Source organism: Pseudomonas sp. SWRI99 (genome assembly GCF_014270125.1).
Lineage (GTDB): Bacteria > Pseudomonadota > Gammaproteobacteria > Pseudomonadales > Pseudomonadaceae > Aquipseudomonas > Aquipseudomonas hamedanensis.
Window position 1 is genome coordinate 1 of sequence record NZ_JABWQR010000011.1, and the last position, 13,049, is coordinate 13,049.

15 protein-coding genes and 1 riboswitch are annotated in these 13,049 nt (G+C 61.2%); of the genes, 12 read left to right on the top strand and 3 right to left on the bottom strand.

Annotation, left to right across the window (positions count from 1 at the left end):
* Nucleotides 1-226: 226 nt before the first annotated feature.
* The 7 genes from HU743_RS10820 (at nucleotide 227) to HU743_RS10850 (ending at nucleotide 5,564) form a co-directional block, all read left to right on the top strand.
* Nucleotides 227-817 carry an amino acid synthesis family protein gene (locus tag HU743_RS10820; protein WP_186620466.1) on the top strand — a complete coding sequence of 197 codons (591 nt, stop codon included), beginning with the start codon at nucleotides 227-229 and terminating at the stop codon, nucleotides 815-817.
* 32 nt (nucleotides 818-849) lie between these two features.
* Nucleotides 850-1,683, top strand: coding sequence for an alpha/beta fold hydrolase (locus HU743_RS10825; protein WP_186620468.1), 834 nt, complete (start codon nucleotides 850-852; stop codon nucleotides 1,681-1,683).
* Nucleotides 1,680-3,161: an aldehyde dehydrogenase gene (locus HU743_RS10830; protein ID WP_186648600.1), complete on the top strand. Its 1,482-nt coding sequence runs from the start codon at nucleotides 1,680-1,682 to the stop codon at nucleotides 3,159-3,161. Before HU743_RS10825 ends, HU743_RS10830 begins: the two co-directional genes overlap by 4 nt.
* Before the next feature lie 12 nt (nucleotides 3,162-3,173).
* Nucleotides 3,174-3,659: a flavin reductase family protein gene (locus HU743_RS10835; RefSeq protein ID WP_186648602.1), complete on the top strand. Its 486-nt coding sequence runs from the start codon at nucleotides 3,174-3,176 to the stop codon at nucleotides 3,657-3,659.
* A gap of 128 nt (nucleotides 3,660-3,787) precedes the next feature.
* A complete protein-coding gene (locus HU743_RS10840) occupies nucleotides 3,788-4,192 on the top strand; it encodes a carboxymuconolactone decarboxylase family protein (RefSeq protein WP_186648604.1) in 405 nt (134 codons plus the stop codon).
* A 42-nt stretch (nucleotides 4,193-4,234) separates the two neighbouring features.
* The gene (locus HU743_RS10845; protein ID WP_186552521.1) at nucleotides 4,235-4,999 is read left to right on the top strand and encodes a GntR family transcriptional regulator; all 765 of its coding nucleotides are present in this window, start codon (nucleotides 4,235-4,237) and stop codon (nucleotides 4,997-4,999) included.
* A gap of 1 nt (nucleotide 5,000) precedes the next feature.
* Nucleotides 5,001-5,564 carry an NUDIX hydrolase gene (locus HU743_RS10850; protein ID WP_186620473.1) on the top strand — a complete coding sequence of 188 codons (564 nt, stop codon included), beginning with the start codon at nucleotides 5,001-5,003 and terminating at the stop codon, nucleotides 5,562-5,564.
* 130 nt (nucleotides 5,565-5,694) lie between these two features.
* Here HU743_RS10850 and HU743_RS10855 read toward each other — a convergent pair whose 3' ends face one another.
* Nucleotides 5,695-5,991: a DUF1330 domain-containing protein gene (locus HU743_RS10855; protein WP_186648606.1), complete on the bottom strand. Its 297-nt coding sequence runs from the start codon at nucleotides 5,989-5,991 to the stop codon at nucleotides 5,695-5,697.
* Between the two features lie 68 nt (nucleotides 5,992-6,059).
* Between HU743_RS10855 and ribBA the strand changes: the two genes are divergently transcribed.
* The 5 genes from ribBA to HU743_RS10880 all read left to right on the top strand — a co-directional run bounded on the left by ribBA (nucleotide 6,060) and on the right by HU743_RS10880 (nucleotide 11,415).
* Nucleotides 6,060-7,169, top strand: coding sequence for a bifunctional 3,4-dihydroxy-2-butanone-4-phosphate synthase/GTP cyclohydrolase II (gene ribBA, locus HU743_RS10860; protein ID WP_186648608.1), 1,110 nt, complete (start codon nucleotides 6,060-6,062; stop codon nucleotides 7,167-7,169).
* Nucleotides 7,170-7,496: 327 nt separating this feature from the next.
* Complete coding sequence (locus HU743_RS10865) at nucleotides 7,497-8,522, top strand: ABC transporter substrate-binding protein (protein WP_186552517.1); 1,026 nt, start codon at nucleotides 7,497-7,499, stop codon at nucleotides 8,520-8,522.
* A complete protein-coding gene (locus HU743_RS10870; RefSeq protein WP_186621415.1) occupies nucleotides 8,519-9,427 on the top strand; it encodes an ABC transporter permease in 909 nt (302 codons plus the stop codon). Before HU743_RS10865 ends, HU743_RS10870 begins: the two co-directional genes overlap by 4 nt.
* A gap of 6 nt (nucleotides 9,428-9,433) precedes the next feature.
* Nucleotides 9,434-10,243, top strand: coding sequence for an ABC transporter permease (locus tag HU743_RS10875; RefSeq protein ID WP_007918021.1), 810 nt, complete (start codon nucleotides 9,434-9,436; stop codon nucleotides 10,241-10,243).
* Nucleotides 10,244-10,260: 17 nt separating this feature from the next.
* Entirely contained in the window at nucleotides 10,261-11,415 is a 1,155-nt protein-coding gene (locus HU743_RS10880) for an ABC transporter ATP-binding protein (protein ID WP_186648610.1), read from the top strand.
* Between the two features lie 172 nt (nucleotides 11,416-11,587).
* Here the strand turns inward: HU743_RS10880 and map are convergent, their stop codons facing one another.
* Both map and HU743_RS10890 read right to left on the bottom strand, forming a co-directional pair.
* Nucleotides 11,588-12,379 carry a type I methionyl aminopeptidase gene (map, locus tag HU743_RS10885; protein ID WP_186648612.1) on the bottom strand — a complete coding sequence of 264 codons (792 nt, stop codon included), beginning with the start codon at nucleotides 12,377-12,379 and terminating at the stop codon, nucleotides 11,588-11,590.
* Nucleotides 12,376-12,603 carry a ParD-like family protein gene (locus HU743_RS10890; RefSeq protein WP_186552514.1) on the bottom strand — a complete coding sequence of 76 codons (228 nt, stop codon included), beginning with the start codon at nucleotides 12,601-12,603 and terminating at the stop codon, nucleotides 12,376-12,378. Before HU743_RS10890 ends, map begins: the two co-directional genes overlap by 4 nt.
* A 120-nt stretch (nucleotides 12,604-12,723) precedes the next feature.
* Nucleotides 12,724-12,916, top strand: a riboswitch (cobalamin riboswitch).
* Nucleotides 12,917-13,049: the final 133 nt, after the last annotated feature.

Genomic DNA, 13,049 nt, shown 5'->3' on the forward strand with positions numbered 1-13,049 from the left:
CGCGAAGGCGTCGTTTCAGTCAACATCTTCATTGCCTGACCCACCGCTTTCGCGAGCAAGCTCGCTCCCACAAGGGTCGGAGGTGATCTCAGGATTTTGTGGTGGACGTGAATACGCAGCCATTCGGAGGATGGATGACGCAATTTTTGCGGTGGGACTTGCAGGATCGGTATTATGGTATACCATCAGACGCACAGACACTCTCAATCCCCCAACGGAGCAGCTCATGAGTTTCGAAATTCGCAAGATCGTCAGCTATGTCGAAGAAACCTTCATCGAAGGCGGCAAAGGCGCTGACAAGCCGGTAACCATGGTCGGCCTCGCCGTGGTCATGAAGAACCCGTGGGTGGGCAACGGTTTTGTCGAAGACCTCAAGCCGCAGATCCGCGCCAACTGCTCTGACCTCGGCGCAATGATGGTCGAGCGTCTCGTCGGCATCATCGGTGGCGCGGAAAAGATCGAGGCTTACGGCAAAGCGGCGGTGGTCGGGGCTGACGGCGAGATCGAGCACGCTTCGGCGGTGATCCACACCCTGCGCTTCGGCAATCACTACCGCGAAGCGGTGAAAGCCAAGAGCTACCTGAGCTTCACCAACAAGCGCGGCGGTCCGGGCACTTCGATTCAGATCCCGATGATGCACAAGGACGACGAAGGCCTGCGTTCGCACTACATCACCCTGGAAATGCAGATTGAAGACGCGCCGCGTGCCGACGAAATCGTCGTCGTGCTCGGTTGCGCCGACGGTGGTCGTCTGCACCCGCGCATCGGCAACCGCTACATCGATCTGGAAGAACTGGCCGCCGAAAAAGCCCAGTAATCACAACAAGAAAGGCACTGCAGGAGCGCTCCATGATTCGGCTCACCGCTGAACTCACCCCGGCTGGCACCAGTTACCTGGCGACCGGCCAAGGCCAGCCCGTGGTCTTGATCCACGGCGTGGGCCTGAACAAAGAAATGTGGGGCGGGCAGATTGTCGGCCTCGCCAGCCAGTATCAGGTGATCGCCTACGACATGCTTGGCCACGGCGCCAGCCCGCGACCGGCCAGTGGCACCGACCTGCTCGGTTATGCCGATCAGTTGCTTGAGCTGCTCGACCATCTGAACCTGCCGCAGGCGGCGGTGATCGGTTTCTCCATGGGCGGCCTGGTCGCGCGGGCCTTCGCCCTGCACTACCCGCAGCGCCTGCAAAGCCTGGTAGTCCTGAACAGCGTGTTCAATCGCAGCGAAGAACAGCGCGCCGGCGTCATTGCCCGTACCGCCCAGGCCGCCGAGCATGGCCCTGACGCCAATGCAGAAGCGGCGCTGTCGCGCTGGTTCAGCCGTGAATATCAGGCGGCCAACCCGGCGCAGATCGCGGCGCTGCGCCAGACCCTGGCGAACAACGATCCGCAGGGCTACCTGACCACTTACGAACTGTTCGCCACCCAAGACATGTACCGCGCCGACGACCTGAGCAGCATTCAGGCGCCGACGCTGATCGCCACCGGCGAACTCGACCCGGGATCGACCCCGGAAATGGCCGAGCAACTGGCCCGGCGTATCCCCGGTGCGAAGGTTGCCGTGCTGCCCGAGCAACGGCATATGATGCCGGTAGAGTCGCCGCGTCTGGTCAACCAGATGCTGCTGGAATTTCTCCAATACGCAAACGCCCGACAAAACCATATAAAGGGGATCGTTGCATGACGCTCGCACGCTTCCAGATGTGCATCGGCGGAGAATGGGTCGACGCCCTCTCCGGCAAGACTTTCGAAAGCCTCAACCCGGCCTCGGCGCAAGCCTGGGCCGAACTGCCCGACGCCGATGAAGCGGACGTCGAACGCGCCGTGCAGGCCGCGCAAACCGCGTTCGACAGCCCGGCGTGGCGCGGCCTGACCGCCACCGCTCGCGGCAAGCTGCTGCGCCGCCTCGGCGACCTGATCGCGGAAAACAAGGAACACCTGGCGCAGCTGGAGAGCCGCGACAACGGCAAGCTGATCCGCGAAACCCGTGGTCAGGTCAACTATCTGCCAGAGTTCTTTCATTACACCGCTGGCCTCGCCGACAAGCTCGAAGGCGGTACGCTGCCGCTGGACAAGCCCGACCTGTTTGCCTACACCGTGCACGAAGCGATGGGTGTGGTCGCCGCGATCATTCCGTGGAACAGCCCGCTGTACCTGACCGCAATCAAACTGGCCCCGGCCCTCGCCGCCGGCAACACGATTGTGATCAAGCCGTCCGAGCATGCGTCGGCCACCATTCTGGAGCTGGCACGTCTGGCACTTGAGGCCGGGATACCGCCGGGTGTGGTCAACGTCGTCACCGGTTACGGCCCAAGCACAGGCGCTGCACTGACCCGTCATCCGCTGATCCGCAAGATTGCCTTCACGGGTGGCGCGGCAACGGCGCGGCATGTGGTGCGCAGCAGCGCCGAAAACTTCGCCAAGCTGTCGCTGGAACTGGGCGGCAAGTCGCCGAACATCATTTTCGCCGACGCCGATCTCGACAGCGCGATCAACGGCGCGATTGCCGGGATCTACGCCGCTTCAGGGCAGAGCTGCGTGTCCGGTTCGCGCTTGCTGGTGCAGGACGAAATCTACGACGAGTTCGTCAATCGTCTGGTCGAACGCGCTCAGCGCATCCGCATCGGCAACCCGCAGGAAGACCACAGCGAAATGGGCCCGATGGCTACCGCGCAGCAACTGGCGGTGGTCGAAGGTCTGGTCGCCGATGCCATTGCCGAAGGCGCGCGTCTGCGCACCGGCGGCAAGCGTCCGGCCGATCTTGGCGAAGGCTGGTTCTACGAGCCGACGCTGTTCGAGTGTGACCGCAACTCGATGAAGATCATGCAGGAAGAAGTCTTCGGCCCGGTGGCTTCGGTGATTCGTTTCAAAGACGAAGCTGAAGCGCTGGCCATCGCCAACGACTCGCAGTTCGGCCTCGCTGCCGGCATCTGGACCCGCGACCTGGGTCGTGCCCATCGTCTGGCGCGCGATGTGCGCTCGGGGATCATCTGGGTCAACACCTACCGCGCGGTCTCGGCGATGGCGCCGATCGGCGGCTTCAAGAACAGTGGCTATGGACGCGAAAGCGGCATCGATTCGGTGCTGGCCTACACCGAACTGAAAACGGTGTGGATCAACCTCTCTCAGGCGCCGATGCCTGATCCGTTTGTGATGCGCTAGGAGTCCTGCGAAATGATCGAACCCGGCATTTACAAAGACGTCATGAGCTCGTTCCCGTCCGGCGTCACGGTGGTCACCACCCTCGACCCGGACGGCGGCATCGCCGGCATCACCGCCAGCGCCTTCAGCGCGCTGTCGATTGATCCGGCGCTGGTGCTGTTCTGCCCCAACTACGCCTCCGATACCTACCCGGTGCTGCGTGACAGCAAGAAATTCGCCATTCACTTGCTCTCCGCCGAGCAGACCGCCGAAGCCTACGCGTTTGCCGGTAAAGGCAAGGACAAGGCTAAAAACATCGAGTGGCATTTGAGCGAACTGGGCAACCCGATCCTGGCCAAGGCCACGGCGATCATCGAGTGCGAGTTGTGGCGCGAATACGACGGCGGCGACCACGCGATCATTGTCGGCGCGGTAAAGAACCTGATCCTGCCGGCGCAACCGGTGACACCGATGATTTATCACAAGGGCAAGCTCGGTGCGTTGCCGACCCTTGTTTGAGAACAATGCAAAACCCTGTGGGAGCTGGCTTGCCAGCGATGGCGGCGGAACATTCAACATCAATGCTGGCTGAACTACCGCTATCGCTGGCAAGCCAGCTCCCACAGGATTGAGGTGAGGCGAAAGATATGAGTAGCGAGAAGTATGAAAAGGGTCTGAAAATCCGCACGCAGGTACTCGGCGAAGCCTATGTGCAACGCTCTATAGAGAACGCCGACGACTTCACCCGCCCGCTGCAGGAAATGGTCACCGAATACTGCTGGGGCCATGTCTGGGGCCGCGAAGGTTTGTCGCTCAAGGAGCGCAGCATGATCAACCTGGCGATGATCTCGGCGCTCAACCGCCCGCACGAACTCAAGCTGCATGTGCGTGGCGCCTTGCGTAACGGCCTGAGTCGTGAGCAAATACGCGAAATTCTGCTTCAGGTCGGCATTTATTGCGGCGTTCCGGCAGCCGTCGACAGTTTCCGGCTGGCCCGTGAAGCCTTCGCCGAAGCCGACGCCGAGGCCTCAGTCAACCCCTCGGCTGTTTAGATGCCCGTCTGGCATGGACAGCCAACTTAAAGAGCGGACCCTATGAAACGCCAGCCACTCGACGACAGCTTCAAGGTCAATCGCAACCCCGTTACCCTGCGCGAAATCGTGTTGGACAAACTGCGTAGCGCGATCATGAATTTCCAGCTCATGCCAGGCGATCGTCTGGTCGAACGCGACCTCTGTGATCGGCTCGGTGTCAGCCGCACGTCGGTGCGCGAAGCCTTGCGTCACCTTGAATCCGAAGGCCTGGTGGAGTTCGCCGACGCCAAAGGCCCGCGCGTCGCGATCATCACCCTGGCCGATGCCGTCGATATCTACGAATTGCGCTGCGTGCTCGAAGGCCTGATCGTGCAGTTGTTCACCCTGCGCGCCAAGGCCAAGGACATCAAGGCTCTGGAAAAAGCCCTCGACGACAACCGCAAGGCGCTCAAGGATGGCGAGCTGCAGCAAGTGATCGACTCGGTGCAGGGCTTCTACGACGTGCTGCTCGAAGGCTCGGGCAACCATGTCGCGGCCACGCAGTTGCGTCAGTTGCAGGCGCGCATCAGCTATCTGCGCGCGACCTCGGTGTCGCAGGAAAACCGCCGCGGCGCGAGTAATCACGAGATGGAAAAAATGGTCGAGGCGATCAAGAGCGGCGATCCGCTGGCGGCGCATCAGGCGTGTGTCGATCACGTCCGCGCCGCCGCTGCCGTGGCCCTCGATTACCTCAAGCGCAAGCAGGAAGAAACCGGCGTCGCCGTCAAAGGCACCCCGGCGATCACCCTGCCGATTGCGCTGAAAGAACCGCGCATCGGTCACTGACATGTTCAGCCCGAGCTTTTGCCCGAAATGCGGCGGTCCTGATCTGGGTCAGCAATTGCCGCCGGGCGATACGCACGAGCGCCTGATGTGCCGCGGCTGCGGCTACATTCACTACGTCAATCCGAAGATCATTGCCGGCTGCATCATCGAGCAGGACGGCAAATACCTGTTGTGCCAACGGGCGATCCCACCGCGCCCCGGCACCTGGACCTTGCCGGCCGGCTTCATGGAAAGCGGCGAGACCACCGAGCAGGCGGCATTGCGCGAGGTCTGGGAAGAAAGCGGCGTGCGCGCCGAAATCATCTCGCCGTATTCGATCTTCAGCGTGCCGAAGATCAGCGAGGTGTACATCATCTTCCGCGCCATTGCATTGGAGATCACCGGGCAGTTCGGTCCGGAAACGCTGGACTACAAGTTCTTCGCGCCTGAAGACATTCCGTGGGAGCAGATTTACTACCCGGCGATCCGGCAGATTCTCGAGCGCTACATCGAAGAGCGCCAGGCCGGGGTTTACGGGATCTACGTGGGCAATGACGACAGCGGAAAAATCCATTTCATGCGCTGACCCAGTCTGATCGTTCCCACGCTCCGCGTGGGAATGCCTCATCGGACGCTCCGCGTTCGGCTCCGGATGGGACGCGGAGCGTCCCGGGCTGCATTCCCACGCGGAGCGTGGGAACGATCACCATTGAGTATTAAGGCGCAGCAAAGGCCTCGACGATGATGATCTCCGCCCTCGCCCATTCCTCGCGATAGCTCTTCGCGTCTTGATACGCCGCCGAGCGATAGCACGCCACGGCTGTTTCGTAGCTCTCAAACTCGATGATCACGGTGCGCTGCGGCGTTGGCCGCCCTTCCATCGCCTCGCTGCGCCCGCCTCTGGCCAAAAACTTTCCGCCAAACGCAGCAATCGCCTGTGGCGTGCGTTGGGTGTATTGGCTGTAGCGATCGGCATCGGCTATATCCACATGAGCAATCCAGTACGCCTTCATAGTGACCTCTTTGTTGATTCTGTATTATGGTATACCAATATATTTCCAACGAACCCTGAGAGTCCAGCATGGCCTTCAACAGCATCGAAGAAATCATCGAAGATTATCGCCTTGGCAAAATGGTTCTGCTGGTCGATGACGAAGACCGCGAGAACGAAGGCGACCTGCTGCTGGCCGCCGATTGCTGCACACCGGAGGCTATCAGTTTCATGGCTCGCGAAGCGCGCGGATTGATCTGCCTGACGCTGACCGACGAACACTGCCAGCGTCTGGGCCTGGAACAAATGGTGCCGAGCAACGGCAGCGTGTTCAGCACCGCGTTCACCGTGTCGATCGAGGCGGCGGTTGGCGTGACCACCGGCATTTCCGCGGCTGACCGAGCTTGCACCGTCGCTGCCGCCGTGGCGCCGAATGCCCGCGCCGAAGACCTGGTGCAGCCCGGCCACATTTTCCCGCTGCGTGCCAAGGAAGGTGGCGTGCTGACCCGCGCCGGCCACACCGAGGCGGGTTGCGATCTGGCGCGCCTCGCCGGATTCACGCCGGCTTCGGTGATTGTCGAAGTGATGAACGACGACGGCACCATGGCCCGTCGCCCGGATCTGGAACAGTTCGCGCGCAAGCACGGGATCAAGATCGGTACCATCGCCGACCTGATCCACTATCGCCTCAGCACCGAACACACCATCGAGCGCATCGGTGAACGTGAGCTGCCGACGGTGCACGGCACCTTCCGTTTGATCACCTTTGAAGACCGCATCGAGGGCGGCGTGCACATGGCGATGGTCATGGGCGACCTGCGCCGTGAAGAACCAACGCTGGTGCGTGTGCATGTGATCGATCCGCTGCGCGATCTGGTCGGCGCCGAGTACAGCGGGCCGACGAACTGGACGTTATGGGCGGCGCTGCAACGGGTCGCAGCGGAAGGTCACGGGGTTGTGGTGGTGCTGGCCAATCATGAATCGTCTCAGGCGTTGCTTGAACGTGTGCCGCAGTTGACTCAGCCGCCACGGCAGTTCAGTCGCTCGCAGTCGCGGATTTATTCGGAAGTGGGGACTGGGGCGCAGATTCTGCAGAACCTGGGGGTGGGCAAGCTGCGCCACCTCGGGCCGCCGCTGAAATATGCAGGGTTGACTGGGTATGACCTTGAGGTGGTCGAGAGTATTCCATTCACGGAATGACTCTCTGCTATCGGTGATCTCCTGTGGCGAGGGAGCTTGCTCCCGCTGGACTGCGCAGCAGACCCATGCTGTTTGAAAAAGCGAGGGTCGCTTCGCAACCCAGCGGGAGCAAGCTCCCTCGCCACAGTCTTTCAATGGCCGCAAATTTTCAGCCGCAAAAAATCCATCCTCAGATAACCGGTAAGGCAAAGTGCTTGCACAAAGTTTGGAATACCATAATATGATATTCCATAGACCGGACGCTCTAGCAAAACGTCCAGCTACTGCTCCCGACAGGCGGGCAACAACGCAAGGCCCGCTCAAAAACACAACAATGAGGGCGTAAAAATGGTGTTGAACAAAGCTGCAACCGCGATCTTGTTCGCGGGACTGCTCAGCGTTACCGGCCAGGCTGCAATGGCTGCCGAGAGCGTCAATTTTGTCAGCTGGGGCGGTAGCACCCAGGATGCGCAGAAACAGGCCTGGGCCGATCCGTTCAGCAAGGCCAGCGGCATCACCGTCGTGCAGGACGGCCCGACCGACTACGGCAAACTCAAGGCCATGGTCGAAAGCGGCAACGTGCAGTGGGACGTGGTCGATGTCGAAGCCGATTTCGCCCTGCGCGCCGCAGCCGAAGGCCTGCTCGAACCACTCGATTTCAAAGTGATCCAGCGCGACAGGATCGACCCGCGCTTCGTCAGCGATCATGGCGTCGGTTCGTTTTTCTTCTCCTTTGTCCTGGGCTACAACGAAGGCAAGCTCGGCGCCAACAAGCCGCAGGACTGGAGCGCACTGTTCGACACCAAAACCTTCCCCGGCAAACGCGCCCTGTATAAATGGCCAAGCCCCGGCGTGCTCGAACTGGCGCTGCTGGCCGATGGCGTTGCGGCCGACAAGCTCTATCCGCTGGATCTGGATCGCGCCTTCAAGAAACTCGACACCATCAAGAAAGACATCGTCTGGTGGGGCGGCGGCGCGCAGTCGCAGCAACTGCTGGCGTCCGGCGAAGCGAGCATGGGCCAATTCTGGAACGGGCGCGTGCACGCCCTGCAAGAAGACGGCGCGCCGGTTGGCGTGAGCTGGAAACAGAACCTGGTCATGGCCGACATTCTGGTCATCCCCAAGGGCGCGAAAAACAAGGACGCGGCGATGAAGTTCCTGGCCAACGCCAGCAGTGCCAAAGGCCAGGCCGACTTCTCCAACCTGACCGCTTACGCCCCGGTCAACCTCGACAGTGTGGAGCGTCTGGATTCGACGCTGGCCCCCAACCTGCCGACGGCCTACGCCAAGGATCAGATCACCCTTGATTTCGCGTACTGGGCCAAGAACGGTCCGGCCATCGCGACACGGTGGAACGAATGGCTGGTCAAATGAAAATCGCGGCCACTGCGCCCCGTCCCTCCACGGCCACCGGGAGCGCTGGCAGCGCTGCCGGTTCGGCCTTCAAGCAACGCTGGCGCGGCGCCGGCAACCTCGTTCCGGCGCTGCTGTTCCTCGGCCTGTTCTTTCTCGCGCCGTTGATTGGCTTGTTGTTGCGTGGCGTGCTCGAACCTGTGCCGGGCCTGGGCAACTACGAACAACTGTTCGCCAACTCGGCGTATGCGCGGGTGCTGCTCAACACCTTTTCGGTGGCCGGGCTGGTGACGCTGTTCAGCCTGTTGCTGGGTTTCCCGCTGGCCTGGGCGATTACGCTGGTGCCGCGCGGCTGGGGGCGATGGATTCTAAACATCGTGCTGCTGTCGATGTGGACCAGCCTGCTCGCCCGCACTTACTCATGGCTGGTGCTGTTGCAAGCGTCCGGCGTGATCAACAAGGCGCTGATGGCGCTGGGCATCATCGATCAGCCGCTGGAGATGGTGCACAACCTCACCGGTGTGGTGATCGGCATGAGCTACATCATGATCCCGTTCATCGTGCTGCCGTTGCAGGCGACCATGCAGGCCATCGACCCGATGATCCTGCAGGCCGGTTCCATCTGCGGCGCCAGCCCATGGACCAACTTCTTTCGGGTGTTCCTGCCGCTGTGCCGGCCGGGTCTGGCGTCCGGGGGTTTGATGGTGTTCGTGATGTCGCTCGGTTATTACGTCACCCCGGCGTTGCTCGGCGGCGCGCAGAACATGATGCTGCCGGAGTTCATCATTCAGCAGGTGCAGTCGTTCCTCAACTGGGGCCTGGCGAGTGCCGGTGCGGCGTTGTTGATCGCGATCACTTTGGTGCTGTTCTACTTCTACCTGAAGCTACAGCCGGAATCCCCGGTTGGCGCCAGTAATGCGAGGTAAGCCGACATGCTCCTGACTCCCAATGCCATGAGCCGGCGGATGCGCTTCGGCTTGTATGCAACCACCGGGCTGATCGGTCTGTTCCTGCTGTTGCCGATCGTGTTCATCGTGCTGCTGTCGTTCGGCTCCTCGCAGTGGCTGGTGTTTCCGCCGCCGGGCTGGACGCTGAAATGGTACGGCCAGTTCTTTTCCAACCCCGACTGGATGAACGCCGCCGCAGCCAGCCTCAAGGTTGCCGTGCTGACCACGATTTGCGCGGTGGCGCTCGGTTTGCCAACCGCGTTTGCCTTGGTGCGCGGACGCTTTCCCGGACGGGAAATGCTCTACGGCTTGTTCACCCTGCCGATGATCGTGCCGTTGGTGATCATCGCCGTGGCGGTGTACGCGCTGTTCCTCAAGCTCGGTTACACCGGGACGATGTTCGCCTTCGTGGTCAGCCACGTGATCGTCGCCTTGCCGTTTACCATCATCTCGATCATCAACTCGCTGAAGCTGTTCGATCAGTCGATTGAAGACGCGGCGGTGATCTGTGGCGCCTCGCGCCTGCAAGCGGTGTTCAAGGTGACGTTCCCGGCGATTCGTCCGGGCATGGTCGCCGGCGCCCTCTTCGCCTTCCTGGTTTCGTGGGACGAAGTGGTGCTCAGCGTGATGATGGCAAGTCCCACACTGCAAACCCTGCCCGTGAAAATGTGGACCACCCTGCGCCAGGACCTGACCCCGGTGATCGCCGTCGCTTCGACGCTGCTGATCGGCCTCTCGGTGTTGGTCATGGTGATCGCCGCCGCCCTGCGCCGGCGCAACGAAATCAGCGCCTGAGCGCCCTGGAGTACGACATGAGTGCCGTGATCAAAGACGCATCCGCGCAAAACGACAAACCGCTGGTCAGCCTGCGCAACCTGAACAAGCACTACGGCGACTTTGCCGCCGTCGACAACATCTCGCTGGACATCAAGGACGGCGAGTTCCTGACCTTTCTCGGCTCCAGTGGCTCGGGCAAAAGTACGACGCTGTCGATGCTCGCCGGGTTTGAGACGCCGAGCAGCGGCGAGATCCTCGTCAACGGCCAGTCGCTGGTCAACGTGCCGCCGCACAAGCGTGACATCGGCATGGTCTTTCAACGTTATTCACTGTTCCCGCATCTGTCGGTGCGCGACAACATCGCGTTCCCGCTGGCGATCCGCAAACTGGCCACGGCCGAGCGCGAAAAACGTGTCGACGCGATGCTGAAACTGGTGCAGCTCGAACAGTTTGCCCATCGCCGCCCTTCGCAACTGTCCGGCGGTCAGCAACAACGCGTCGCCATTGCGCGCGCGCTGGTTTACGAGCCACGCATCTTGCTGATGGACGAGCCTCTCGGTGCGCTGGATAAAAAGCTGCGCGAGGATTTGCAGGACGAGCTGCGCCAGTTGCACCGACGCCTGGGCATCACCATCGTTTACGTGACTCACGATCAGGAAGAAGCCATGCGTTTGTCACAGCGCATCGCAATCTTCAGCCACGGCAAAATTGTCGGACTGGGCAGCGGCTATGACCTCTATCAAAATCCGCCGAACGCGTTTGTCGCCTCGTTTCTGGGCAACTCCAACTTTCTCAAGCTCAAGGCGCAGGGCAACGCGGCGGCGAGTTTTGAAGGCCAGTCGTTGTCGATTCGGCTGACGTCCGGGTTGCACACTGATCAGGACGTGCTGCTGATGGTGCGCCCGGAAAAAGCGTTGGCGCTGAACGTGCAGCAAGCGATTGATGAGCCGTTGGCGGCGGGTTGGAATGAGGTTTCGGCCAGGGTCGTGGAGGTGCTGTTTCTCGGTGAGAGCCAGACGTGCAGCGTGGTGACGTCGGGAGGGACTTCGATGACGGTGAAAGCGTTGTCAGCCGCTGGCATGCCGCTCAAGGCCGGGGACCCGGTACGGGTGCGCTGGGCCACGGCGGATGCTTGCGTTTATACCGAATGGACCGAGGGAGACCTCAACAAGGCTGCCGGTGCTCATTGAGTTTTCCCTGACACCCCACGCCCCCCTGTAGGAGTGAGCCTGCTCGCGATAGCGGTATGTCAGACACCAACGATGTTGACTTGTAGACCGCTATCGCGAGCAGGCTCACTCCTACAATTGGACCGCATTTCACCCTCGGGTCACCCCAGCGTCGGGCTGCGGTGGCCCTTTTTCAGACGATGGGCGTAAAACCTTCAATCTCATCCGGCCACGCCGTCAGCACTTCAAACCCGGTCTCGGTGACCGCGACCATATGCTCCCACTGCGCCGACAGCGAGCCATCCTTGGTCAGCACGGTCCAGCCATCGGGCATGTTCTTCACATGACGCTTGCCGGCATTGAGCATCGGTTCGACGGTAAAAATCATTCCGGCCTTGAGCTTCAAGCCCTGATTGGGAAAGCCGTAATGCAGAATCTGCGGCTCATCGTGATAGACCTTGCCAATGCCATGGCCGCAATACTCGCGCACCACGCTGAAGCCCTCCTTCTCCGCCAGGCTCTGGATCGCATGGCCAATATCGCCCAGCGTCGCCCCCGGACGCACGGCGCGAATGCCCGCGCACATGGCCTCGTAGGTGGTCTTGATAAGGTGCTGCGCCTCGGGCGTCGCTTCGCCGACGACGTACATGCGACTGGTGTCGCCGAACCAGCCGTCCTTGATTACCGCGATGTCGAGGTTGACGATGTCGCCGTCCTTCAGCGGCGTGCCCGACGGAATCCCATGGCAGACCACGTCGTTGACCGACGCACAGACGGTTTTCGGAAAACCGTGATAACCGACGTTGGCCGGCACGGCTTTTTGCACGTTGACGATGTAATCGTTGCACAGCCGGTCCAGCTCATCGGTGGTCACACCGGCCTTGACGTGCGGCACCAGCATCGCCAGCACTTGCGCGGCGAGTTTGCCGGCAGCGCGGGATTTTGCGATCTCGGCCGGGGTGTTGAGCTTGATCTGGTTTCTCATGCGCTGACGGCTTCCTGGGTCAGTTGATGCAGATCCAGTCCGCCGTTCTGTTCGGCGCGGATCAGCAGGCGGCAAATGGCGCTGTGGTCGAGGTTGGGGTGCAGCTCGGCGAGCATGCCGATGCGCATCCAGTGCTCGGCCTGCGCGTTGATCGAGCGGCTGAGTGCATTGCTGGAGACACGCAGATTCTCGTGCATGTCCTCTGAAATCTTTACGATGCCCATATGTATATCCGATACGATTTGTATATGGATCGTATATTAATCAGCGCACACGACAGATTGCAATGCCAACAGCTAACTCGATGCCGTGGCAGATTCGCCTCCCCCTCCACCGCGTAAATCGACTACCATGCCGCCGCTGGTTCCCAAACGGGATTAATAGGGAATCCGAGGTGCAGCAAGCATCAATCGGAACTGCCCCCGCAACTGTAGGTGCCGAGCCTGCTCGACGACTGCCACTGGGTTGCCCCCGGGAAGGCCGGAGCATGGCGATGACGCATCAGTCAGGAGACCTGCCGGCACAGTGACTGACCAACCGGCGGGGTGTCCGGGAAGGACATCGTGCCGCGCGCGTCTTTGCTTGAGCCCGGCCTTACGCTGTCGCCATGACCGCGTTCGCTGATGTGTTTCCAAACCGTACCCGCCCGCTTCCGTACGGTTTAATTGGA

Excerpts from the sequence above, each read along its gene's own strand:
- HU743_RS10820 (WP_186620466.1), top strand. The coding sequence starts at position 227 with ATGAGTTTCGAAATTCGCAAGATCGTCAGCTATGTCGAAGAAACCTTC.
- HU743_RS10825 (WP_186620468.1), top strand. The coding sequence starts at position 850 with ATGATTCGGCTCACCGCTGAACTCACCCCGGCTGGCACCAGTTACCTG.
- HU743_RS10830 (WP_186648600.1), top strand. The coding sequence starts at position 1,680 with ATGACGCTCGCACGCTTCCAGATGTGCATCGGCGGAGAATGGGTCGAC.
- HU743_RS10835 (WP_186648602.1), top strand. The coding sequence starts at position 3,174 with ATGATCGAACCCGGCATTTACAAAGACGTCATGAGCTCGTTCCCGTCC.
- HU743_RS10840 (WP_186648604.1), top strand. The coding sequence starts at position 3,788 with ATGAGTAGCGAGAAGTATGAAAAGGGTCTGAAAATCCGCACGCAGGTA.
- HU743_RS10845 (WP_186552521.1), top strand. The coding sequence starts at position 4,235 with ATGAAACGCCAGCCACTCGACGACAGCTTCAAGGTCAATCGCAACCCC.
- HU743_RS10850 (WP_186620473.1), top strand. The coding sequence starts at position 5,001 with ATGTTCAGCCCGAGCTTTTGCCCGAAATGCGGCGGTCCTGATCTGGGT.
- HU743_RS10855 (WP_186648606.1), bottom strand. The coding sequence starts at position 5,991 with ATGAAGGCGTACTGGATTGCTCATGTGGATATAGCCGATGCCGATCGC.
- ribBA (WP_186648608.1), top strand. The coding sequence starts at position 6,060 with ATGGCCTTCAACAGCATCGAAGAAATCATCGAAGATTATCGCCTTGGC.
- HU743_RS10865 (WP_186552517.1), top strand. The coding sequence starts at position 7,497 with ATGGTGTTGAACAAAGCTGCAACCGCGATCTTGTTCGCGGGACTGCTC.
- HU743_RS10870 (WP_186621415.1), top strand. The coding sequence starts at position 8,519 with ATGAAAATCGCGGCCACTGCGCCCCGTCCCTCCACGGCCACCGGGAGC.
- HU743_RS10875 (WP_007918021.1), top strand. The coding sequence starts at position 9,434 with ATGCTCCTGACTCCCAATGCCATGAGCCGGCGGATGCGCTTCGGCTTG.
- HU743_RS10880 (WP_186648610.1), top strand. The coding sequence starts at position 10,261 with ATGAGTGCCGTGATCAAAGACGCATCCGCGCAAAACGACAAACCGCTG.
- map (WP_186648612.1), bottom strand. The coding sequence starts at position 12,379 with ATGAGAAACCAGATCAAGCTCAACACCCCGGCCGAGATCGCAAAATCC.
- HU743_RS10890 (WP_186552514.1), bottom strand. The coding sequence starts at position 12,603 with ATGGGCATCGTAAAGATTTCAGAGGACATGCACGAGAATCTGCGTGTC.